Source organism: uncultured Draconibacterium sp., assembly GCF_913060805.1.
In the GTDB taxonomy this organism is placed as follows: domain Bacteria; phylum Bacteroidota; class Bacteroidia; order Bacteroidales; family Prolixibacteraceae; genus Draconibacterium.
The window spans coordinates 12,067-35,594 of the sequence record NZ_CAJXTC010000043.1; the positions used below are offsets into that span (position 1 = coordinate 12,067).

The 23,528-nt window shown below is 40.8% G+C and carries 19 protein-coding genes; 11 read left to right on the top strand and 8 right to left on the bottom strand.

Annotated features, from left to right (window positions below; all coding sequences use genetic code 11):
* The first annotated feature begins 13 nt into the window (after nucleotides 1-13).
* From murB to QZ576_RS19560, 4 genes are all read left to right on the top strand, one after another.
* On the top strand, nucleotides 14-1,030 hold the full coding sequence (murB, locus tag QZ576_RS19545; RefSeq protein WP_297100316.1) for a UDP-N-acetylmuramate dehydrogenase: 1,017 nt from the start codon (nucleotides 14-16) through the stop codon (nucleotides 1,028-1,030).
* 346 nt (nucleotides 1,031-1,376) lie between these two features.
* A complete protein-coding gene (locus QZ576_RS19550; protein WP_297100319.1) occupies nucleotides 1,377-3,395 on the top strand; it encodes a thioredoxin domain-containing protein in 2,019 nt (672 codons plus the stop codon).
* Nucleotides 3,392-4,432 (top strand): FAD-binding oxidoreductase, encoded by a 1,041-nt coding sequence (locus tag QZ576_RS19555; protein WP_297100322.1) that lies wholly within the window; start codon nucleotides 3,392-3,394, stop codon nucleotides 4,430-4,432. Before QZ576_RS19550 ends, QZ576_RS19555 begins: the two co-directional genes overlap by 4 nt.
* Before the next feature lie 88 nt (nucleotides 4,433-4,520).
* A complete protein-coding gene (locus QZ576_RS19560) occupies nucleotides 4,521-5,387 on the top strand; it encodes a DUF3078 domain-containing protein (protein WP_297100325.1) in 867 nt (288 codons plus the stop codon).
* Between the two features lie 313 nt (nucleotides 5,388-5,700).
* Here QZ576_RS19560 and QZ576_RS19565 read toward each other — a convergent pair whose 3' ends face one another.
* The gene (locus QZ576_RS19565) at nucleotides 5,701-6,624 is read right to left on the bottom strand and encodes an EamA family transporter (protein WP_297100328.1); all 924 of its coding nucleotides are present in this window, start codon (nucleotides 6,622-6,624) and stop codon (nucleotides 5,701-5,703) included.
* Between the two features lie 131 nt (nucleotides 6,625-6,755).
* Here QZ576_RS19565 and QZ576_RS19570 point away from each other — a divergent pair, with 131 nt between their 5' ends.
* The 4 genes from QZ576_RS19570 (at nucleotide 6,756) to QZ576_RS19585 (ending at nucleotide 8,788) form a co-directional block, all read left to right on the top strand.
* The gene (locus tag QZ576_RS19570; RefSeq protein ID WP_297100330.1) at nucleotides 6,756-6,986 is read left to right on the top strand and encodes a DUF6132 family protein; all 231 of its coding nucleotides are present in this window, start codon (nucleotides 6,756-6,758) and stop codon (nucleotides 6,984-6,986) included.
* Nucleotides 6,976-7,275 carry a thioredoxin gene (gene trxA / locus QZ576_RS19575; protein WP_297100334.1) on the top strand — a complete coding sequence of 100 codons (300 nt, stop codon included), beginning with the start codon at nucleotides 6,976-6,978 and terminating at the stop codon, nucleotides 7,273-7,275. The genes QZ576_RS19570 and trxA overlap by 11 nt, the downstream gene beginning before the upstream one ends.
* 8 nt (nucleotides 7,276-7,283) lie before the next feature.
* The gene (locus QZ576_RS19580) at nucleotides 7,284-8,024 is read left to right on the top strand and encodes a class I SAM-dependent methyltransferase (protein ID WP_297100337.1); all 741 of its coding nucleotides are present in this window, start codon (nucleotides 7,284-7,286) and stop codon (nucleotides 8,022-8,024) included.
* Between the two features lie 413 nt (nucleotides 8,025-8,437).
* Nucleotides 8,438-8,788: an arsenate reductase family protein gene (locus tag QZ576_RS19585; protein WP_297100340.1), complete on the top strand. Its 351-nt coding sequence runs from the start codon at nucleotides 8,438-8,440 to the stop codon at nucleotides 8,786-8,788.
* A 33-nt stretch (nucleotides 8,789-8,821) separates the two neighbouring features.
* Here QZ576_RS19585 and QZ576_RS19590 read toward each other — a convergent pair whose 3' ends face one another.
* The 7 genes from QZ576_RS19590 to QZ576_RS19620 form a co-directional block, all read right to left on the bottom strand.
* Complete coding sequence (locus QZ576_RS19590; protein WP_297100343.1) at nucleotides 8,822-9,754, bottom strand: alpha/beta fold hydrolase; 933 nt, start codon at nucleotides 9,752-9,754, stop codon at nucleotides 8,822-8,824.
* Nucleotides 9,755-9,905: 151 nt separating this feature from the next.
* On the bottom strand, nucleotides 9,906-11,924 hold the full coding sequence (locus QZ576_RS19595) for an RNA-directed DNA polymerase (RefSeq protein WP_297100346.1): 2,019 nt from the start codon (nucleotides 11,922-11,924) through the stop codon (nucleotides 9,906-9,908).
* A 136-nt stretch (nucleotides 11,925-12,060) separates the two neighbouring features.
* Nucleotides 12,061-12,909, bottom strand: a complete 849-nt coding sequence (locus tag QZ576_RS19600; RefSeq protein ID WP_297100349.1) for a hypothetical protein — start codon at nucleotides 12,907-12,909, stop codon at nucleotides 12,061-12,063.
* A gap of 46 nt (nucleotides 12,910-12,955) precedes the next feature.
* Nucleotides 12,956-13,435, bottom strand: a complete 480-nt coding sequence (locus QZ576_RS19605; protein ID WP_297100351.1) for a hypothetical protein — start codon at nucleotides 13,433-13,435, stop codon at nucleotides 12,956-12,958.
* A gap of 231 nt (nucleotides 13,436-13,666) precedes the next feature.
* Nucleotides 13,667-14,455: a bifunctional 2-polyprenyl-6-hydroxyphenol methylase/3-demethylubiquinol 3-O-methyltransferase UbiG gene (locus QZ576_RS19610; protein WP_297100354.1), complete on the bottom strand. Its 789-nt coding sequence runs from the start codon at nucleotides 14,453-14,455 to the stop codon at nucleotides 13,667-13,669.
* 386 nt (nucleotides 14,456-14,841) lie between these two features.
* Nucleotides 14,842-16,482: a PepSY domain-containing protein gene (locus tag QZ576_RS19615; RefSeq protein ID WP_297100357.1), complete on the bottom strand. Its 1,641-nt coding sequence runs from the start codon at nucleotides 16,480-16,482 to the stop codon at nucleotides 14,842-14,844.
* A 289-nt stretch (nucleotides 16,483-16,771) separates the two neighbouring features.
* The gene (locus QZ576_RS19620; protein ID WP_297100359.1) at nucleotides 16,772-18,445 is read right to left on the bottom strand and encodes a PepSY domain-containing protein; all 1,674 of its coding nucleotides are present in this window, start codon (nucleotides 18,443-18,445) and stop codon (nucleotides 16,772-16,774) included.
* 636 nt (nucleotides 18,446-19,081) lie between these two features.
* Here QZ576_RS19620 and QZ576_RS19625 point away from each other — a divergent pair.
* From QZ576_RS19625 to QZ576_RS19635, 3 genes are all read left to right on the top strand, one after another.
* On the top strand, nucleotides 19,082-20,701 hold the full coding sequence (locus QZ576_RS19625; RefSeq protein ID WP_297100362.1) for a thiamine pyrophosphate-dependent enzyme: 1,620 nt from the start codon (nucleotides 19,082-19,084) through the stop codon (nucleotides 20,699-20,701).
* A gap of 6 nt (nucleotides 20,702-20,707) precedes the next feature.
* Nucleotides 20,708-21,289, top strand: coding sequence for an indolepyruvate oxidoreductase subunit beta (locus tag QZ576_RS19630; RefSeq protein ID WP_297100365.1), 582 nt, complete (start codon nucleotides 20,708-20,710; stop codon nucleotides 21,287-21,289).
* A 946-nt stretch (nucleotides 21,290-22,235) separates the two neighbouring features.
* Nucleotides 22,236-23,525: a hypothetical protein gene (locus QZ576_RS19635; protein WP_297100370.1), complete on the top strand. Its 1,290-nt coding sequence runs from the start codon at nucleotides 22,236-22,238 to the stop codon at nucleotides 23,523-23,525.
* Nucleotides 23,526-23,528: the final 3 nt, after the last annotated feature.

The window sequence follows — 23,528 nt, forward strand, 5'->3', positions numbered from 1 at the left end:
CAAAATTTATTCTATGATCCGCTTTTCAGAAAATCATTCGCTAAAGGCACACAATACATTTGGCATCGAAGCCAAGGCAAAATATTATTTCGAATTTACCGAACTGGAAGACCTGGAGGTTTTTCTGAATTCCAATAAAAGCTGGAAAGAGGAGAAGCTGATCGTTTTGGGTGAGGGCAGCAATATTTTGTTTATGAATGATTTCGACGGGCTGGTAATTCATCCGAATGTACCGGGAATGAATTCGGTTTGGGAGGATCGCAATCACGAGTGGTTTGAAGTTGGTGCCGGCGAAGTTTGGGACGAATTTGTAGAATTTGTCGTAAATCAGGGATTGGGTGGAGCTGAAAATTTATCGTTGATTCCTGGGAATGTGGGGGCAACACCGGTGCAAAATATTGGTGCTTACGGACAGGAAGTTTGCCGACTGGTTGAAAAAGTAAAAGGTTTTGATCTGGAAAAGGGTTGTGCGGTTGAGTATCCTGCAACCGAATGTGGTTTTGCCTACCGGAACAGTGTCTTTAAAAGCTACCTTAAAAACCGTTTTATCATTACTTCTGTGATTTTCCGATTGGATAAATTTCCGGAGTTCAACCTTGGTTACGGACAATTGGAAGAAAAGGTAAAAGAAAAAGGAGAAACAAATCTTCACAATATTCGTGAGGCGGTTATTGAAATCCGCTCCTCAAAACTACCCGATGTAAAAGAGTTGGGTAATGCCGGAAGTTTCTTTAAAAACCCGGTAGTGGAAGTCGCTTTGGCAGAGCAAATCAAATCAAAATACCCGGAGATTCCTGTTTATCCGGGAGGAGAGGGCAAAATAAAACTGGCTGCCGGTTGGCTGATCGAACAAGCCGGTTGGAAGGGCAAACGTATTGGCGATGCCGGAGTTCATGAACAACAGGCTTTGGTGCTGGTCAATTATGGCAATGCCACCGGCAAAGAGATTTATTCTCTTTCGGAAGAAATTTGTAAGTCGGTGGAAGAAAAGTTTGGCGTGACTTTGGAGCGTGAGGTGAATTGTATTTAAAACTATGATTCAAAGTATTTATCCCAAACACTTTTGCACGCAGATTTCGCAGAACAACGCAGATGTTACATCAAAATAAGCAGAGAAAATTTGAGCCATAAAAAAATCCCGGCGTCCAGTCCGGGATTTTTATTTTTTGTTTGATGTTGTGTCCTAATTTCTTAGGTGGATTTGTGCTTACAAAAGTAGCTTTCGTTTTAAAAGTCAAAATGACCTTTGTCATGCAGGCTATGTCAAAAACGATATCCAAGGGAACCAATTTCCGGTTTTATTGTTCTTCTGAAAACAGTCGTTTCAGAACAGAAGCAGGCTGAAAACAGCTTGTTTAAAAACAATTATTTTGATTATGCCACATACAAATGCGCTGATAAATGCCACATCGCCATATCTTTTGCAGCACGCCCATAATCCTGTAAACTGGCAGGCCTGGAGCGAAGAACTTATTACACAGGCAAAAGCTGAAGACAAACTTATTTTGGTAAGTATTGGTTATGCAGCCTGTCACTGGTGCCACGTTATGGAGCACGAAAGTTTTGAGGATGAACAGGTGGCTGCCGTAATGAACGAAAATTTTGTTTGCATCAAAGTCGACCGTGAAGAGCGCCCCGATGTGGACCATTATTATATGAGTGCAGTTCAGTTGATGGGGCAGCAGGGCGGCTGGCCGTTAAATGTAATTGCGTTGCCCGACGGGCGGCCAATTTGGGGCGGAACGTATTTCCCAAAAGAAACCTGGGTGGAAAACTTAAAAACACTTGCAGCTTTTTATAAAGGAAAACAAAGCAAGGCTGAAGAATTTGCAACACAATTGCAGCAGGGAATAAAACAGGTTTCGTTAATGCCCGAAGTGGAAACAGAGGTTGCACTCAGCAAAGAATTATTGCAAAACGGTGTGGATGGCTGGAAAAAATATTTCGATTATGAGGAAGGCGGCAGAGCCGGCGCCCCAAAATTCCCTATGCCCGTAAATCTTGACTTTCTGCTGTACTATGGTTTTATGAATTCTGATGAGGCCGTGCTCGATTTTGTAGAAACCACTTTATTGAAAATGGCTCGCGGAGGTATCTACGATCAGGTGGGGGGAGGTTTTGCGCGTTATTCGGTGGATGAAAAATGGAAAGTACCGCATTTCGAAAAGATGTTGTACGATAATGGGCAGTTGATAAGTGTGTATTCAAAGGCCTGGCAGCATTTTAAAATCGAGGAGTTTAAAACGGTGGTTTACGAAACCATTGCATTTGTAGAACGAGAGCTGATGGATGAAAGTGGTGCTTTTTATTCGTCGTTAGATGCCGACAGCGAAGGCGAAGAAGGAAAATTTTACGTGTGGAAGAAAGCGGAGCTTCAGGAAGTTTTGGGCGATGAGTTTCCGTTGTTCGAAGAATATTATAATGTAAATGGAAAAGGATTTTGGGAGCATAATAATTACATATTGCTTCGTGATATTTCGAATGAAGCATTTGCCGAAAAACAAGGATTGAGTTTAAATCAGCTCGAGATAAAAGTTGGTAAATGGAAATATGCACTGTTGAAAGCACGAAGCAAAAGAATACGTCCGGGATTGGATGATAAAACACTAACATCGTGGAATGCGCTCATGCTTAAGGGACTTGCTGATGCGTATAAAGCGTTTGGCAACGAAGAGTTTTTATGTCTGGCCATTAAAAATGCTGCATTCATCGAAGAAAACCTGATGAAAGCAGACGGTCAGCTTTACCACAGTTGGAAAAATGGCATTACTTCCATCGACGGATTTTTGGAAGATTATGCTTTATTGATCGAAGCATTTCTGGCGTTATACGAAGTTTCAGGTGATGAAAAATGGCTAGTCTTATCGGATAAGTTGATGGCGTATGTTTTTGCCCATTTTTACGACAAGGAGGTACAACTTTTCTACTTTAACCGGTTTAATGCCGATGCGGTAATTACGAACCATTTTCAGAAAGAGGATAATGTAATTCCGGCGGCCAATTCGGTTATGGCGAACAACCTGCACCGTTTGTATTTAATCCAAGGAGATCCCGAGTTTCTGGAAACAGCAAAGAAAATGTTGCAATACATTACGCCACATTTTACCAATTATCCGATGGCTTATGCCAACTGGGGCACGTTGCTGTTAAAATTAACGGCTCCTTATTTCGAGGTAGCCGTTTGTGGTATTAATTCTCGCTTACAGCTTCAGAAATTGCAAAATGGTTTTTATCCGCATGTGCTTTGGGCATTCACCGAGAAGGAAAGCGAGGTGCCATTGTTGAAAGATCGTTTTAGTCATACTACGGATTTGATTTATGTATGCAAAAACGGTGCTTGCGAACTGCCGGTTGAAGAAGTGGAAGAAGCAGCCAAAAAGATTAGCATCCAATGAAGCGGAAGGAAGTATTGATTGTTGGTCAGGGGCTGGCCGGAACATTGCTGGCTTTTGAGTTGCATTTGGCCGGAGTGAAATTGTGTATCGTCAACAATCCGCAAAAAAGTACGGCAACTCGAGTGGCAGCCGGCATGGTAAATCCGCTGGTATTTAAACGAATGACCAAAAGCTGGATGGTGGATGATTTGCTGCCGGTAATGAAAAATCGTTACAGCGATCTGGAAGAATTGTTGGGTGAACGTTTTTATTTCGATCTGCCTATGATTAAACCATTGTCGGAACAGGAAGCCGAACTGTGGTTCGAACGAAAAGCTGATGAGAAATTTGCCCCATTTATTCAGGATATTTGTGAAACCAGTCCGGTTGAAAATGTTTTTCAGTCACATGCTTATGGAATTGTAAAAGGATCGGGTTATTTAAAAACCCGCATTTTTCTGGATGCTGCAAAACGTTTTTTTCAGAAAAATGAAATGTTGATCGAAGCTGATTTTCCGGCAAACCAGGGCAATTTCGAAAATCATATTTTTCGGGATATTCAATTTGATAAAATAGTGTTTTGCGAGGGGCACTACCTCAAAACGCAACCGCTGTTTGATTTTGTGCGATTGCAACCCGCAAAAGGGGAGGTGCTGCAGATTTATGCACCCGATCTTTCGGAGAACTATATTATTAACCGGCGTGTATTTGTACTGCCAATTGGCGATCATCGTTTTAAAGTCGGCTCAACATATGAGTGGAAAGATCTTTCTGTTAAACCGACAGAAGAAGGAAAAAACTCCATTGTCGATCGTTTAAAAGATTTGATTCATGTTGATTTTGAGTTAGAGCAACATTGGGCAGGCGTACGTCCAACAGTTATCGACCGGCGCCCTGTTTTAGGAAAACATCCGGTGTTCGGTCATCTCAATTTATTTAACGGGCTGGGAACAAAGGGAGTGATGCTGGCGCCTTATTTTGCGAAGGAAATGAAAGCGTTGATTACGGACGATAATTATGCCATCAATAACGAAGTTGATCTGGCCCGATTTCTATAGTCGTTGTTATGTTTACAAACTTTTTTATTCAACCTTTGTTCTATTTTCCTTAACTTGAGTTTTTAAAAATTACCAAACAAATATTGAAATGAAGAAATTACTGATTTTATTATTTTTAGTACCTGCATTTGCGTTTGCACAAGACGAAACAAAAGATACCCTTTGGACAACAAATGGTAGTACTACACTTAATTTTTCGCAGGTTTCATTGAGCAACTGGGCAGCCGGAGGAAGAAGTTCCATGTCGGGAGTTTTTATGGTAAACTACGCTGCTAATTATAAAAAGGACAAGCTGACCTGGGACAATACCTTCGATTTTCGTTATGGCTTTTTAAAAGAAGAAGATAAGGATTTGCAGAAATCTGACGATATGATCGATATTAGTTCGAAACTGGGTATTGAGGCCAAAAAGAACTGGTATTATTCGGCTTTGATGGGATTCAAATCGCAGTTTGCCGCGGGTTACACTTACCCGGATACCGACAATGCCATTTCAAAATTTATGGCGCCGGGTTACCTGAATCTTGGTTTGGGTATGGATTACAAAACCGATGATTTTTCGCTGATGATGGCTCCGGTGTCGGGAAAATTTACTTTTGTTACCGACGATGATCTTTCTGATGAAGGTGCTTTTGGTGTTGAAGAAGGAAAATCGGTTCGTGCCGAACTTGGTGCAACAGTTAAAGCACAGTATAAAAAGGATATTTGGGAGAATGTAACGCTTGATACCAAAGTTGATCTTTTCTCGAATTACCTCGATCAACCTAAAAATGTCGATATCGACTGGACATTCAAAATTATTATGAAGGTGAACGACTACCTGTCGGCTAACCTGATTACGCAGTTGATTTACGATAATGATGTTAAAATTCAGGGAGAAGATCCTTCCGGATTTCCCGCACCTGATTTACAGTTTATGGAATCGTTTGGAGTAGGATTGACGTTTAAATTCTAATTGAATACAAAATATTTGAGAAAGGCTTTCTGCAGTTTGCGGGAAGCTTTTTTTGTTTTTACTAGTTGCGTGTAAAGAGCCTCTAGCTTCAAGTAAGAGGTTACAAATCTCACGTCAGTTATCAAAATATTTTACCACAGAGTTACACAGAGAAGACACAAAGTTTCACAAAGAGGAGAGAAGTAGTTCCGAAAGTTGCAATTTGACAATTTATCAATTTGACAATTTCACAATTTCTCAATCTCCCTCAATCTTCTATCAATCTCCCTCAATCTTTCGCTCGCAACTAGCAACTCGAAGCTCGCAACTTTCTTTACAACACCGTTCCCAAAGTAATCAGCAAAATACCCGTGAGAATACCCACCAGATAAGCACCTTTCTTTTTCAGGTTTTGTTCTTTAAACAGCACACCGCCAATTACAAAAGCTACCAGAACACTTCCGCGGCGCAGTGCCGAGATTACCGAGATTAAAGCATCTTCGTTGCTAAGGGCATAAAAATACAGGTAGTCGGCAATCACCAAAAACAACCCGATAAGCGGGATCGTCCAGCGCCACTCAAAACTAATGTTCTTGCGTTTTCTGATTTTCTCGTTCAGCAAAACAAAAGGCAGGAGAATTACCACCTGGTAAACCGAAAACCAGGCTTGTACCGCCACACGGTCGATTCGTTGTAAAATAAATTTGTCGTATAAACCACTGCAGGCGCCGAGTAGCGTTCCGGCAACAATAAAATAAATCCATTTATTGCGTTTAAAATGGATGCCTTCTGCTTTTCCGGCGGTGGAGAAGAGGTAGAAAAATACGAGGGTGATGGCGATTCCAATCCACTGGTAAACATTCAGGCGTTCGTGAAAAATGATGAGGGCACCGATAAGTGTCCAAAGCGGACCGGTTGCCCGGATTGGAGCCACAATGGTAATGGGCAGGTGTTTCAGCGCAAAAAAGGCAAGCACCCAACTCGACACAACAATGGCCGATTTTAGCAACACCTGTAAATGTTCGGTAGCGGTGAGTTTTGGAACATACAAGCCGGTGTTGGCCATCAGCTCGGGCGATTTAAACGATAAAATAATAAAAGGTGTAAACAGCAAAGTGCTGGCAACCGTTGAAAAAAACAGCACGGGCATTACCGCGTTGCCGTTAACCGATTGCTTTTTAAAAATGTCGTAAATGCCCAGAAATAAGGCCGATGCCAATCCGAATAGTGCCCACATAATGTTTTCTAAAGCCGACAAAAGTAGCCGTTTTCATTGAGCTCTATATTTCCTAAAAGTTATGATTTCGGCGAAATCTATTTGCAATCATTTTTTTCAATGTTTATTTAAAAACTAAAAGTGCTTGTCGTTGTTTCAAAGTTGTAAGTAAAATGAAAAAGATTTTAAAAGAAAAGCAGCTGGCCCTGATTTTATTGGTAGTTGGTGCCATTGGAGGTTTCCTTTACTGGAAATACGTGGGATGTTTAAGCGGTACCTGCCCCATTAAATCGGTGTGGTACTGGAGTACTTTGTGGGGAGCTGCGGTTGGTTACCTTGTGGGCGATGCCATAAACGATTTTATGGTGAAGCGCAAAAAAAGAGCAGAACAGAATGATAGCTAAATTCAAAAATATTATCAATTGCAAACGTCCGGTTTTGGTCGATTTTTATGCCGACTGGTGTGGTCCGTGTAAACAAATGCCGGCCATTCTGAAGCAGGTGAAAGCCGAGCTGAAAGAAAATGTCAAGATCATTAAAGTGGATGTTGACCGCAACCCTAATATTGCCTCGAAATACCAGATACGAAGCATTCCTACACTGATGCTGTTTAAAGACGGCGAGTTAAAGTGGAGTGGGATGGGTGTGCGACCTGCGCACGAAGTAAAAAGTATTGTCGAGCAATATTTGTAAATTTGTACATGCACGATTCACAAAATATTTTCTACACCTCCATATCAAAGTATTACTCCGAGATTTTTCCGTTTAACCCCACGCAACTGAAGTTTGTGAAAAACAAGCTTGGCGAGTTGCCCGGAAAACATATTCTGGATATCGGTTGTGCCACCGGAGAGTTGGCTTATCAACTGGCTGAAAGTGGGGCAGAAGTTATTGGAATTGACCTGAACGAAGATCTGTTGCAACAGGCCATCAGCAAAAAGATGCACGAAAAACTGACTTTTCAGCAGGGGAATATGCTGGAATTAACACAGGATTTTAAAGCGCAGCAGTTTGATGCGGTTCTGTGTTTTGGAAATACCTTGGTTCACCTTAATTCTGAATCACTGGTTTTACAAATGCTGGAAGGTGTTGAAACTGTTTTAAAATCCGGAGGTCAATTGCTGATCCAGCTGCTGAACTACGACTACATTTGCAGCGAACCGGTTGAAACACTGCCCGTAATCGACACAGAAAACATCCGTTTTGTGCGTCGGTATAATTTTACTGACGACTCGGATTTGATCGGTTTTCAAACCGATCTTGAAATTAAAGCCATTAACCGAATCGTATCGAACGAAACACCTTTGCTGGCATTAAAAAGTAAAACGTTAAAAACGCTGTTGAAAAAAGCCGGTTTTCGAAATATTCAGTTTTATGCCAACTTTAAACAGGATGCTTTCGGTGGAAAACATTTGCCTTTGGTGGTTAGTTGTGAGAAGTAGGATTTCGCTTTTGAGTTTTCTCTTTTCAGGTTGCTCCGGATAAAAACATGGAGTTCAATTTTCTATTGGTTATTTTGGTCTTTATGCCAGACCAATGTCATTAAGTTAAGGCTGTAAGCCTTTGATAATACAGCCCAAGGCAACGCCTTGGGGACAGGATTGATGTTTTTAGTCGCCCTGAAAGGGCAGCTAAATTGCCCTTTCAGGGCGCTGTTCCTGTTTGTTGCTCATTACCCAATGCAACGCATTGGGCTGAAATAAATATGACCTTCAGTCATTTTGCTGTTAACTTATTGACATTGTTATGCCAGGCGGGCACTTTCTTTTGCAATCGATCAAAAGAAAGCAAAAATCTTTTTCCGTCTGGAAAGACAACAGCAAATATTTATCTTGCGAACACTAAAACAAAGCACATGACTCGAAAAGTATATTACCTATCCACCTGCGACACCTGCAAACGAATAATGAAAGAAGTAAATGTTGACGACAGTTTTGTTCAGCAGGATATAAAGACCGAGCCAATTACTGAAGAGCAGGTTGAAAGCTTTTATGCACATACCAAAAGCTACGAAGCCCTGATAAATAAACGTGCCCGGAAATTAAAAGCAGTCCTTGAAGACAACCCCGTAAAAACCGATGCCGATTACAAAAAACTATTGCTGATGGATTACACCTTCCTGAAACGCCCGGTGTTTGAAATCGAAGGAAAACTTTTTGTGGGAAATGCCGCAAAAACTGTGGCGGAAATTAAAGCGGCCTTGTAATTAGTGATACCCTCACTTTCAGTGAGCGTATCACTATAGCGTTTTTTTGTTTTCCACAATAAAACCAATGATCTCATTCTCGAAGCGCTCCCGGATTTCATAGTTAAACGGAATATGCCCCATTTCGGGGATCAACACCAGTTTGGCATTTTCAATGGCTTCGGCGGTTTGGATGCCACCGTACTTATCCACTGCATAATCTTCTTCGCCGTGCATAACCAAAGCCGGAATTTTTACTGCCTTTAATGCTTCGGTTCGGTCGCTTAACGATTCCTGTGCTTTTACATGCGAAGCACCCAAAGCTCCGGTAATGGGTTGTCGTTTGTACAGCTCTTTGGTGTAAGCAACGGCCAGTTCCTTATCGAATTTTGCCGTACCGTTCAGGTATTCCCAAACGTTTAAAAAACCATCCAGGTCAGCTTCAAAATCACCTGTTGGTTTATTCGCCAGGTAAATCTCCCAGGTTTTGTCGGGCGGTGAAGGCACCGTTGGCGAATTGGTGGAGGCGGAGATCGAAATTATGGAGAGTACACGCTCGGGATAATGAATGGCCAGCAGCTGAACGATAAACCCGCCCATGGAATGACCAACTACATGTGCTTTGCCGATGTGAAAAGAATCGAGAATTGAAACCGCATCTTTTGCCAGTTGCATAAAATCGTAGGGATTTTTATCCCAGTCGATTTTTGAGGAGTAGCCAAAATCGCGGTGGTCGTATATCAGTACAAAGAACCCGTTTTTTACCAGGCTGTCGCAGATGTGCTCCGACCAGAACGAACTATTGGCACCGGCTCCCGAAATAAATAAACAAGCCTCATTTTCCGGGTTGCCGTAAGTTTCAACATACAATTCTACACCGTCTTCAACCCGTATATATTTTTCCTGCCGCATACTGTTTCCTCCTTTCTCCCGACAACTGATCAGGACAATTGCAATAAACAAATATAGGAGTTTGGATTTTTGCATTGGTTTGTTTTTGTTAACGGTCACTTGTAAGTTGTCATACCGGATTTCGGAGCGCGTTCACGTCCGACAGGACTGAACTGCGATGCGAGAATCCAGCGTACGACGCACCACGAACTCCACAGTGCAATTTACAATTTATTGGCGGTAGTTTTTATTCATAAGTCGGGTCGAATAGTAGTCCTTTATTTTGTTTGGCTTCTGCTTCCATTTCCTTGGTTGTCAAATCTGAAAGTTCTTCAAGTCTTTTCCCTACCACAAAGTATGGTTTCTTTTTGTCAAATTTCTTTAACTCTAGTTTAACTGCTTCTATTTTATCAATTAACACTTTTATTTTAGAATCTGAATCTGATAGCTTTTTTTGAATCTCTTTTCTATCTGTAGTTTGTGTTATGTTGGTCAAGCTCAAATTTTCGCTCAATTGAACTAATTCGTTTTTTATATCTGTTTTGGAAAATTTATTTTTTGAGATATAGTTTGTTATTTGTTTAAGCTTTCGTTCTATCTTTTTCAGATATGACCTTTCTACATGCAATGGCTCTAATTTTCTTGAAGCGTCATAGAAATAAATGTTTCTATTTTCTAAAATATTGAAAAAGAAATGGTCTCTTATTATCGATTTACTTAATGCAGGAATCCAGCCTTTATAAATGATTTCATATACAAGTAACCACTCTTTATTGTTTAAATTATCTGTCGTGATTAATTCGATAACAGTGGAAAAATCGAAGTTTTTAATTCTGTTGTTTTTTTGGAATAAATCAAGTCCTACTATTATTCCTGTTACACTTTTACTATTAAAAACCATCTCATAAATAGACTTCGTTGGTTGAATATTAAATTCATTTAAAATCCAAAGCGCCCATGTCAATTCAAAATCGTGTTGATTTTCATAATTGCGTTTGATTATTTCAAAACAAAATTCCTTTAATCGTTTCTTGGAAACTAATTTCTCATATGTTACTAATAGCTTGGCAATTTTGTTTAGCGAACTTGGTTCTATTAAACCGAGTCTAAACAAAAGGGATTCGAAGAAATCCCAATTTTCTTCTTCTATTCGAACATAATTGAATTTGTTTAATGCCAATTTTAGCACGCTGTCTTTGGGATTTTCTTGTGCATATCTAAATGACATTGAAAAATAATTCCAGATATCATCCTTTTGGTCATTCTCAGTTGGTCTAAAGTAGAATGACTTAATATCAAGTGCCCAAGGTTTTTCTAATTCGCTTTGAGTTTTGGATATTTCTGTTTTTTCGTCATTAGTTTTTAGTTCAAAATCATTTAGAATCTTTTTCAATTCTGTAAGACCAATTTGAGCATCTAATTCGGAATTAAAATATAGAGCATAATCGTCATAATATCTGTAACCCAGAAAATCAATTTTTTTGGATTTTAATTTTTTTTCGAGATGTTTATCGATATGGCAAGCAATAATTTCTGCAATAATGAAAGAGGTATCTGGTCCAATTGGTATTCCCATTGTTTGCTGGTTTTGACACCACATAAGTCTATCGTCAATGTCATCACCATAAATATTTCCAACCTTCAGAGGATCAGAATTATTTAAGGCTCGATTCCTTTTGTATTTTTCTTTGCCACCAAAAGTTACCCAAGGTACAGAATGGGTGTATATTGAAGGATAAAACTTTGCAATGTCAGTTTTTAATTGAACAGCATACTTGAATGAATTAATAATAGCTGACTCTTTAAAAAAACTGAAGTCATTATGTTTTATGGAGCGTTTGTCTTGTTCTAATTCCGTCTCAATTTCTGGTCTTGTCGTAGATATTTTAGAATCTTCAAAGAGTTTTTTAATGTCCGAATAATTGTCAATTATTGATTGTGACAATTTACCTTGATGAATTGGGTTTGGGATTTTTATTATTTTCCTTGCTATGCCATTTTTGGGGATATTGAATTGACCACAATCAGAATAGTTTAACCTGTTCTTAAAAACTTGTTTTATTCTTACCTTTTTCTCTGCTTTGTCAGCGCTCGATAATCCGGTCATAGAATCAACTGTATTCTGGAGGCTTGTCAAACTAGCGTTTTTCGTAGATTCCGCCAAAGCTGAAATATTAGTATAGTCGTTACCAAATAGTTCTGTGAAAAATGAAGTTGGTAATTCTTTTGGCAAATAGCCTTTTTTTAATAAATGTTCAATGTTCATTTTTGTTCGTTTAAATTACCGCCAACGGTCACTTGTGTGAGGTCGGGCGGTCCTGATACAATCGGGAGTGTTAGACCTGCAGGAAAGTGGGCACGAGGTCTGACTTGTCTGACCGCTAAAACCCCCGCCAACCATATTACAAATTGTTAGCGTTAGTTTTTTTATATTTTAAATTCAGTAATCCAAGCTTATTAGTTCTTACTTTTCCATTTGAAGTTACCATTGCCATCGTACTTTTTGTTTCAATTTCTAATATTTCACAAGTTTCAAAAAGGCTAAATCCAAAAGGCTCTATTTTTTCGTTATAAATATCAACTATGTCATTAATCCCATAATGTTTTACAAACTCAAGATTCACTCTCTCAACTATGTTCAATAAGCCTTCTTGATTCAAAATTATTTGAGATACTTCTGAGACCTTTTCTATCACTTCAAATTTATAGTCTTGAACCATTTGTGGAGTTGTATTAAATGCAGACCGATTCTTTAAAAGTTGTTCTTCATGATTTAATATTAAACCGTGGGCACCAATCATCCAACATGTTATCAAATCAAAGTTTTCAATGGATTTTAGATGAGAAATTAAAGATGAGTCAAATAGAATATTTCCTTCAATACAATAAACAAGATTTTTTGAGGTTGGAAAAATATCTTCATATTCTAATTTATAAGAATAAACTTCCTCATTTGAAAGAATACTCCCCCTTTCCACTAAAGTCGCGGGAATGTTATTCTTAATTAATCTATCAAATGTCTCTTTGATACAATATTTGTTTTCATCTACTGAATAAAGTTTAGAAGCTTTTTTGCATAAGTTAATTGTTGAGAAACCAGAACCACTTCCAATTTCTAAAATTTTCAAATTATCGTTTAGGCTGGAAGTCAATCTTTCGTAATATCCTTGAGCATAATAAAATTCAGAAGTGAAGCTCCACTCTTTTTGATATGATTTCTGAGACTTATTAATTTCATCTATAAAACTCATCTTTTACTATTGCTCCAATTAATTTATTAATCAATTTTGCTAGAAGTTATTTTTTCCATTTCCAGTTGTTTGAATTTATTTGGTCAGGTTTTGAATTAGAATGACCTAACCAAATGCCTTCTATTTTCATGGAATCAATGATTCTTAGTTCAAATGAACCGAAATATCCTAAATCATTAGTTTTGTCAGCCCATTTTCCTATAATATTTTTACCAATTACTTCCCCAAAAACATAATATTGCTCATCATTATTTGCTCTAAACTCCCCATAAATATATTTCCCAAATTGTTTGATTGATAAATTACTTTTTCTCCCGTTTTCTCCGGAATATTTTTCAGATGCTTCATTTTCCCACATCTGGCTCCATTCACCCGAAATATCAACTGGTTTTGTCCTGAATATTGTTCTGACTGGAAGCCAATAGAAATTTTTGACAATAAAAAGAGCTAAATTAAAATCCAATAAAACTTTTAATAAAATTCCTATTACGAATGGAATTAATGGTATTAGAATATTCTCCTTCATTCTTTTTCTTTTTTCAAAATTAACGCTAAAGTATGTGTCTGGTCATTACGTTTATTTCGCTGATAGTCTCAGATTTTCAATTTATATTTCCGGGGCGCGCTCTACTGCTTTTGAATCTTCTACCTGTGTCGCCGGGTGAAAAGGCCGACTAAAAGTAAACATAAATAATATGTAAACCAAAGGAGGTTAATAAAAACGGGTAAATAGGTTAATTAGTAAGCCTGAAGGAACTTAGCTTTTAACCGCTACAAGCGAATACACCAAAGGAAACTTATTTTCCAGTCCTTTAATTTTGTATTTCCCTTTTTCAACTTCAATTAGATTGTCGAGGCAATCGTAGGGCGAGTAGTTGTATTCTTTAAAGTCGGTAAGGGTGAGGCCGGCTTTTATCAGCGAATCGATAACGGTGCTCAGTCCGTGGTTCCAGCACACCGACTTTCCTTTAATTGGAGCATCCTGGTCGGTGTAGGTACCTTCCAGTTCTTCAACAATAGCTTCCGATTCCATATAATCAAACTCCACGCGCTTAAAATCGTAGCTAAACATCCAAACAATGGGATGAAACTCAACAAACACCAATTGCCCGCCGGGTTTTAAAAAATGTTCGATAATGGCTGCCCACTTTTTCATGTCGGGAAGCCAGCCAATTACACCGTACGAAGTATAAACGATATCAAATTTTTCATCCAGCACTTCGGGCAATTTGTACACATCGCTTTGAATAAACCGTGCTTTGGTGCCGAGCTGCTCATTCAGTTGCCGGGCTTTTTCAATCGCTTTTTCCGAAAAATCGACTCCGGTAGCTACTGCGCCGTGCCGTGCCAGCGAAATCGTGTCCTGCCCAAAATGGCATTGCAGGTGAAGGATCTTTTTCCCTTCGATATTTCCGAGTAGCTCCAGTTCAATGGAATTCAACGAATCTTTTCCTTTTACAAACGCATCAACATCGTAAAAATCCGATTTAAAATGAATGTCAGTCTTCTCGTTCCACAATTTTTTATTGATGTTGATGTAATCCATAATTCGACAGGTTTTATAGGAGGCTAATATAACCAGAAATTATAAGCCTGTGGAAAAAGGATGATGGATTCTGGATGTTTGAGACTTGATACTTGATGCTGGTCACTCAAAAATTGTAATAATTCCCGTCTACCCCTCGTTTGCAACGAGGGGTTAAAAATCCTGTCGTTTGTAACGACAAGAGCTCAAACTTCACATTGAACTTTAACCAGAAATTGCTTCTCCCGATAAATCGGGATCGCAATGACTATTAATTATAATATGATTAGCCGCGGACCATGACAAAGTTTATTTGGGCATGACTGCTTACGGTCCGCGGCAGACTTATTATATCTGATTACGTCATTGCGAGGAGGTACGACGAAGCAATCTTCTTTACCCCCTCGTTACAAACGAGGGGGAGAGGGGCTTTTCTTTTTCTGTTTTTTGCGGAATACCATCCACCACAGGAAAAATCCGCTGATGAGTACCAGCATCAGGCAAATACCGGCCAGCGGCACAAACAAAATATAAAAGCTCCCGACGAGATGCTCAAAAATACGGCCGGTATGAATTTCAAGTGCCACATTCCATAACGACATTGGCGAAGCTTGGCGTACTTTTTCGGGCATTGCAGGAAACGTGGTTTTTTCGTTTTGTGCGTTGAGTTCGATAGCTCCTCCACTATAATCTAACCACCAGCTTTTGTTGCCCGATTGTACAAACCCGGCAACGGTGTTGGCGCCAATGGGCCGCGCCATTCCCTGCGGAGCATGGTAAGGTTGCCCGGTAAAAAAGTCGGCAACCATGCCGGTTTGCGGATTCCACACAAACATTCCGCTAAACGATCCTACTATCAAAAAGTCTTCTCCAACCGGCTCCAGCACATTACAGCCCATAACACTTACGGGAGGCTGAATTGGGGCGGGAATAAGTTTGTTGCTAAAGTTTTCTTCAGCAAAATAAAATCCATCAACCGTGGAAATAATGTAGCGACGGTTAGCAGCGTCCCAATGTATACGCCGCAGTTTATCGAACCACGGGTTTGGACTGTCGAGATGTGTACCCGGAATAATACCCACCTGTTTGTTGGCAATGGCAATTAAAAAGGGTGGCCGCAAGTGCATTCCCGAAAAAGTATTGATGAGCAGGAACAGCGCAAAAACATAACCCACAACATTGTGCCAGTTCAGGTTAAGCTTTTTTGTCCTCACCAACTTATCGATGGATGCAGTTCCTATTCCGGCAACCTCATTATTTTGGTTACCCCCTGGAGGGGGAAGGGGGTGATCAACTTCTGCTGTCCGCCACTGGATTTTCTTCTTTTTACGCTTAATCCATTTCGGAAAGAAAAAATGCAGCAGCCCCGTAACCGAAAGCAAAATGGTTACCAGCCCAAGCAAATCGACAAATAATTTGCCTGCCAATCCAAAGAGTTCTCCACTGTGCAATTCCCAAAAGGTGTTGAACAGGCCTGTTTTACGTTCGTAGTTAACCGGCTCCGGCAACTGTATTTTGCTAAAGTTTTGCCCATCACTACTTTCCAGTAAATAATGGCGGGTAAGTAACAACAGTTTATCATCTTTTATCTCCAGGTCAGCAATACGTTCTTTTTCCACCGGAATTTGAAGTTTCTGCCAACTGTTTTCCGTTTGGCTTCGTTTGTATAATCCCATGTGCGTTCCCGCAAAAAGTTCATCCTTAAAATGAATGATTGAATATATTTTCCGGTTATCAATTCCTTTCGGAAATCCCTGGTTAAACTCTGCAACGATTTCAAGGTTGTTATCCGTTTTCCAAACGCCGATATTTCCGTAAAGCAAATTGGCATCTTCCAGCTGAACAGAACCACGAGCTGCCGCCAGGTTCCAGTTTTTGTAGTGATAATTTTTGGGCAACAGCTTTCTGGAAACATCAACACCGGAAAACAGCTGCCGGTGGTTCATCACAATTCCTGATGCGGCAAAAAGAATGGCAATAAAAGCAATAACAATTGCCGGCCATTTATGTAGTTTTTTGAATGTTTTTATCCAACTTTTTCGGGTCATACGGTTGCTTTAGAGGCACAAATATGTTTAACATTTGGTTTTCATTTTGTAACAATTGGTACAAATTGAGGAACGCCTGCCCCTCGTTTGTAACGAGGGGTTAAAAATCCTGTCGTTTGAAACGACGTAAGCTCAAACTTCACATTGAACTTTAACCTGAGTTTGCTTCTCCCGATAAATCGAGATCGCAATGACTAAAATAATGGGTTTGATTAGCCGCGGACCATGAAAAAGTTCATTTGGGCATAACTACTTACGGTCCGCGGCAGACTTATTATATCGGATTGCGTCATTGCGAGGAGGTACGACGAAGCAATCTCCAATATCTTGTTTGCAAACGAGGGGGAGAGGGGCTTTTCTTTTTTTGTTTTTTGCGGAATACCATCCACCACAGGAAAAATCCGCTGATGAGTACCAGCATCAGGCAAATACCGGCCAGCGGCACAAACAAAATATAAAAGCTCCCTACGAGATGCTCAAAAATACGGCCGGTATGTATTTCAAGAGCCACATTCCATAAGGACATGGGCGAAGCTTGGCACACCTCAGCGGGCATGGCGGCAAACTCATTTTGTGCATTGATTGCGATAGCTCCCCTGGTATAGTCGAACCACCAGCTTTTGTCGCCCGATTGTACAAACCCGGCAACGGTGTTGGCACCAATGGGGCGCGCCATTCCCTGTGGCGCGTGGTAAGGCTGGCCGGTAAAAAAGTCGGCAACCATTCCGGTTTGCGGATTCCATACAAACATCCCGCTAAACGAACCCACCATCAAAAAATCTTCTCCAACCGGTTCCAGCACATTACAGCCCATAACACTTACGGGAGGCTGCGATGGGGCGGGAATGAGTTTGTCGCTAAGGTTTTCGTCAGCAAAGTAAAACCCGTCGGAAGTGGAAAATATATAACGTCGGTGGGCAGCGTCCCAATGTACACGACGCAGTTTATCGAACCACGGATTTGGACTGTCGAGATGCGTGCCCGGAATAATACCCACCTGTTTGTTGGCAATGGCAATTAAAAAGGGCGGCCGCAGGTGCATCCCTGAAAAAGTATTGATGAGCAGGAACAGCGCAAAAACATAACCCACAACATTGTGCCAGTTCAGGTTCAGCTTTTTTGTCCTCACCAACTTATCTATGGATGCATTTCCTTTTCCGGCAACCTCATTATTTCGCTTACCGCCTGGAGGGGGCAGAGGGTGATTTAGTTTTTCTGTCCTCGACTGGATTTTCTTCTTTTTACGTTTTATCCATTTAGGAAAGAAAAAGTGCAACAGCCCCGTAACCGAAAGCAAAATGGTTATCAGCCCAAGCAAATCGACAAATAATTTGCCTGCCAATCCAAAAAGTTCTCCGCTATGTAATTCCCAAAAGGTTTTGAACAGGCCTGTTTTGCGTTCGTAGTTTACCGGCTCCGGCAGTTGTATCTTTTTGAAATGTTGTCCATCGGCACTTTCCAGCAAATAATGACGGGTAAGCACCAGCAACTTGTTGTCTTTTATTTCCAGATCGGCAATACGTTCTTTTTCCACCGGAATTTGAAGTTTCTGCCAGATGTCTTTTGTTGTGTTTCGTTTGTATAATCCAAGGTGTGTCCCGGCATAAAGAACATCATTAAACAACACGATGGAATATATTTTCCGGTTATCAATTCCTTGAGGAAATCCCTGGTTAAAGTTTGCAAAGTCTTCAAGGTTGTTATCCGATTTCCAAACGCCAATATTTCCATAGATTAAATTGGCATCTTCCAGCTGAACAGAACCACGAACCGCCGCCAGGTTCCAGTTCTGGTAATGATAGTTTTCGGGCAGCAGCTTTCTGGAAACATCAACACCGGAAAACAGCTGCCGGTGGTTCATAACAATTCCTGATGCAGCAAAAAGAATGGCAATAAAAGCAATAACAATTGCCGGCCATTTATGTAGTTTCTTGAACGATTTTATCCAACTTTTTCGGGTCATAATCTTGTTTGTCTTCGGCAAATATGCTCAAGGTTTATTAGATGTGTTGTAACATTTGGTACAAAATTGGGAAACGCCTTCCTGTCGTTTGAAACGACGCAAGCTCAAACTTCACATTGAACTTTAACCATAGTTTGCTTCTCCCGATAAATCGGGATCACAATGACTAAAATAATAGGTATGATTAGCCGCGGACCATAATAAAGTTTATTTGGGCATGTTTGCACACGGTCCGCGGCAGACTTATTATATCTGATTGCGTCATTGCGAGGAGGTACGACGAAGCAAACTATAATATCTTGTTTGCTAATGTGTGGGAGAGGAGTTTGCTTCTCCCGATAAATCGGGATCGCAATGACTATTAATTATGGTATGATTAGCCGCGGACCACGATAAAGTTTATTTGGGCATAACTGCTTACGGTCCGCGGCAGACTATTTTTGCGATTATGTCATTGCGAGGAGCTACGACGAAGCAATCTCAATACCCTTATTGCAAATGAGAGGGAGTGCCGTTTTATAGATTGGAATCAAAGCGGTAGCTAATTTATATTGATTATAAGGACAAAACATGACAATCCTAATTGCATAAAAAACTCAAATTGATACTTTTGTTGGCTTCGAAAATTAAACCAAAATGCAAAAAAATCTATTCTTAGGAGTTGAAGCCATCGGGCAGGGCGCCATTGATGGCGGAATTTCAGGGGTTTATGCCTATCCCGGAACTCCTTCAACAGAAATAACAGAGTTTATTCAGGAGAATGAACTTGCCATTGAAAAAGGTATTCGCAGCAAATGGTCGGCCAACGAAAAAACAGCTTACGAAGCCGCTTTAGGAATGTCGTACGCCGGGAAACGCAGCATGGTTTGTATGAAACATGTGGGACTGAATGTGGCTGCCGATGCATTTATTAACTCAGCAATTACCGGGATAAACGGTGGTTTGATCGTTACCGTTGCCGATGATCCGTCGATGCACTCGTCGCAAAACGAGCAGGATTCGCGTTTCTACGGTAAGTTTGCCATGATACCAATTTTGGAGCCCAGCAACCAGCAGGAAGCTTACGACATGGTTTGCGAAGGTTTTGAACTGTCAGAAAAACTGGAAGTGCCGGTGATGGTGCGTATTACTACACGTTTGGCGCACTCGCGAGCCGGAGTTGTTCGCAGCGAGGTACTGCCTGAAAACGACATGGTTTTACCATCTGATCCAAGTCAGTTTGTATTGCTGCCGGCTATTGCCCGAAGAAGATACAAAGGACTTCTTGAGAAACAGGAGCAATTTGAGAAGACAGCTAAAAAATCGAAATACAACGTTTACACCAAAGGCGAAGACAAAAGTTTTGGAATTATTGCTTGTGGTATTGCATACAATTACCTCAAGGAAAATTATCCGAAAGACGATTGCCCGTATACCGTGCTGAAACTTTCGCAATACCCGGTTCCGCAAAAGTTTTTGGATAAAATGGCCAAACATTGCGAAGAGGTACTGGTGCTGGAAGAAGGTTATCCGGTAGTGGAAGAGCACATTAAGGCTGTGTTCAAAAAGGATATTCAGGTTTCGGGGCGTTTAAGTGGTGCTTTGCCACGCGACGGCGAACTGAATGCCGACTTGGTTGCTAAAGCACTGGGAAAAGAAACACAAGTTGGTGCTGATGTTCCGGAGCTGGTAGTAAACCGTCCGCCGGCATTGTGCCAGGGATGCGGTCACCAGGATATGTACAAAGCATTGAACCAGGCGCTGGATAAATACACCAAAGGACGCGTATTCTCCGATATCGGTTGTTACACGCTGGGTGCTTTGCCGCCATACAAAAGTATTTACTCTTGTGTTGACATGGGCGCTTCGGTAACCATGGCAAAAGGTGCTGCCGATGCAGGATTGATTCCTGCCGTGGCAGTTATCGGCGATTCTACTTTTACGCACTCGGGAATTACCGGTTTGCTTGACGCTGTTAACGATGAGGCGAATATTGTGGTTGTTATTTCTGATAACGAATCGGTATCGATGACCGGCGGACAGGATTCTTCGGCACTCGGAAAGATCGAAAGCATTTGTACCGGTGTTGGCGTTGATCCAAATCATATTCGCGTGTTAACACCGCTGAAAAAATACCACGATCTGATGGTGGAGACTTTCGAAGAAGAAATTGCTTACGAAGGTGTTTCGGTAATTGTTTTCCGTCGCGAGTGTATTCAGGCAGCGGCAAAACGATTGCGCAAGGCAAAGAAAATGAAAGATAACCCCAATAAATAAGTAGAAATGAAGACAGATATTATATTAGCCGGAGTTGGCGGACAGGGAATTCTTTCCATTGCATCGATAATTGGCGATGCAGCCATTAGCGAGAATTTGTTTTTGAAACAGGCCGAAACGCACGGAATGAGCCAGCGTGGTGGGGCAGTGCAGTCACACCTGCGTATTTCCGACAGCGAAATTGCTGCCGATTTAATTCCACAGGGAAAAGCCGATCTTATTCTTTCGGTGGAGCCGATGGAAGCGCTGCGTTACCTGCCATTTCTTTCGTCCGAAGGTTATGTGGTAACCAATACCACTCCTTTTATCAACATCCCGAATTACCCGGATGTGGATGCTGTTTTGGCAGAAATAGAAAAACAGCCACGTTTTGTAGCCATCGATGCTGATAAAATTGCTGCAGAAATTGGTAATAAACGTGCATCGAATGTGGTGATGCTGGGTGCAGCTACTCCTTTTCTGAATATTGAACCGGAAAAAATAGAAGCCGGAATTGCACACATTTTTAGTAGTAAAGGTGAAGCAGTGGTAGAAATGAACCGCAAAGCTTTTAAAGCCGGTTTGGAATTCGCTTTGGCAAACAAATAGAAAAATTTCATAACCATTATAAGAAACCCGTTCCGGACAATTGTTCGCGAATGGGTTTTTTTATTGATGGCTATTTGAATAATACCGATATATGACCCCACCTGGCCTTCCGCCAACTGGCGGAGAGGAAACATCCCCCTTTGGGGGATAATAAGGGGTCAGAATAAATTAACTGACAATACAAACTGATATCCTCCCTCGAAGTCTCGGGGCTTCGGAGCTTCCCGCTTACAGTAAGATTTTGCTTTGAATAGCACTCGATCAAAAAAGTCCATTTCACGAAGATTATTTATAAAAAATTTGATGGTTTATAGCCCGCCAAGTCCGCCTTCAGGAAAATGCGTTAAGAAATTTTGGAAGCACCACGTTAAAAAAGAAAAGCTGTTTGACACTGACCGGAAGGATGGAGCGTCAGTGGAGTTCTTTTCTTTTAGTGGAGATTCCGAAATTTTAGCAATTTTCATGTCAGCGGCGGCATTTTTTGCTTCCTTTTTTTGGCTGTAGAAAAAAAGGAAGTCGCAGCGAAGCGAGAAGAATGTTTTTGTTTGATTTTCAGAATGATTGTAGTCTATATTGCCCGAAGGTTGAGGGCTAAAGCCCGGGTTAAAAGTTGTGGTTATTCCCCGACATAAATGTCGGAGTTAGTCAAAATTAAGTCTTTTATGCTCCGATCGCAATTCTATTAAACCTATGGCAATAAAGAATAAGTTAATGATAGCTTTTTTATGTGTAGTTTGAAATCAAAATAAATAAGCCTATTTAGGATTCAAATTGTAAGTACAACCTTGGGCAGGCCTGTAAAATTGCTAATTTTGAGCCTCGTGTTTAAGACAGCAACATATTATTTCTTATTAGATTACTTCTGTTTTTACCCGAAGGGCTGATTCGCGGACTTCGGGTACACAATCATTTTTCAATCAACTAAAAACAACTAATCATTTCCACAATGAAAAAATATTTATCACTAACAGCTATTCTGTGTCTGATTTCCATCTTTGTCATGGCACAGGACGACAACAAAGTTTCTGCAAAAAAATCATCGATCGAACTTTACGGTTTTATCCGAAGCGAGTATTATTACGATTCGTACAAAGGACTTAACGCCGCGCAGGACAACTTCTATCTTTTCCCTCTTTACAAAGGATTAGATGCCGAAGGTAACGATCTCAACCAGCAAGGAATCCATGGTTTTACGGCTATGGCAACCCGCTTTGGTTTTAACATTACCGGACCTGAAATTTTAGGAGCGAAAACATCCGCCAATTTCGAAACCGATTTTGCCGGAATTGTAAGCGAATACCCCGAAGTATTGCGTTTGCGAAAAGCATATGTAAAACTCGATTGGGAGAAATCATCGTTACTTATTGGTCAAACCTGGCATCCCTTGTGGAATGGAAGTGGCGCATTCTTCCCGCAGGTTGGTGGATTGAACACTGGTAGTCCTTACAACCCGTTTAACCGTTCGCCACAAATCGACTTCGATTACAAACTTGGCGCTAAAACCACTCTTTCGTTAACCGCTTTGTACGAGCAGCAGTATTGTTCGGCCGGCTTTTACGATGTTCCCAATACCAACAGCAAGAACCTGGCAAAACGTAATGCCGGAATCCCGGAATTGGTGGCCGGTTTATATTACAACGATAACGGCATGAGTCTCGGAATTGCAGGTCAGTTTAATGCCATAAAACCCATCGATATTACCGAAGGAACGGCAGGCAAATTTCAGAGCGATGAGCTGAATACCAGTTATGCGGTTATGAGTTACGCCGGTTACAAAAAAGATAAGTGGTTCTTTTTGGTAAAAGAAATGGTGGGCCAGAACCTGACGAATATGCTGATGATTGGTGGTTACGGGGTAAAATCATACGATGCGGCAACTGGCGGAATGACCTACACCAATTATACAACTTCATCTACATTGGTGAATGTGGTTTACGGAACGCAAAAACAACTGGGATTTTTTGCCGGAATGTCTACGAATTTCGGAACAAAAGATGCCCTGTATAATTTCGATGGGGCAGCACAAACAAAAGGATTGATGCCGACCATGAAACAGGTATGGCGTATAGCACCGTATTACGCGTATAATTACAAAAACCTGCGTTTTGTAGCAGAGTATGAGATCGATTCGGCTGATTACGGAACCGGAACATTCGATTTCTCCGACGGACTTTACGACGATACCGTAAACGCCACCAACCACCGGATTTTGTTAATGCTGACCTATAATTTTTAGATT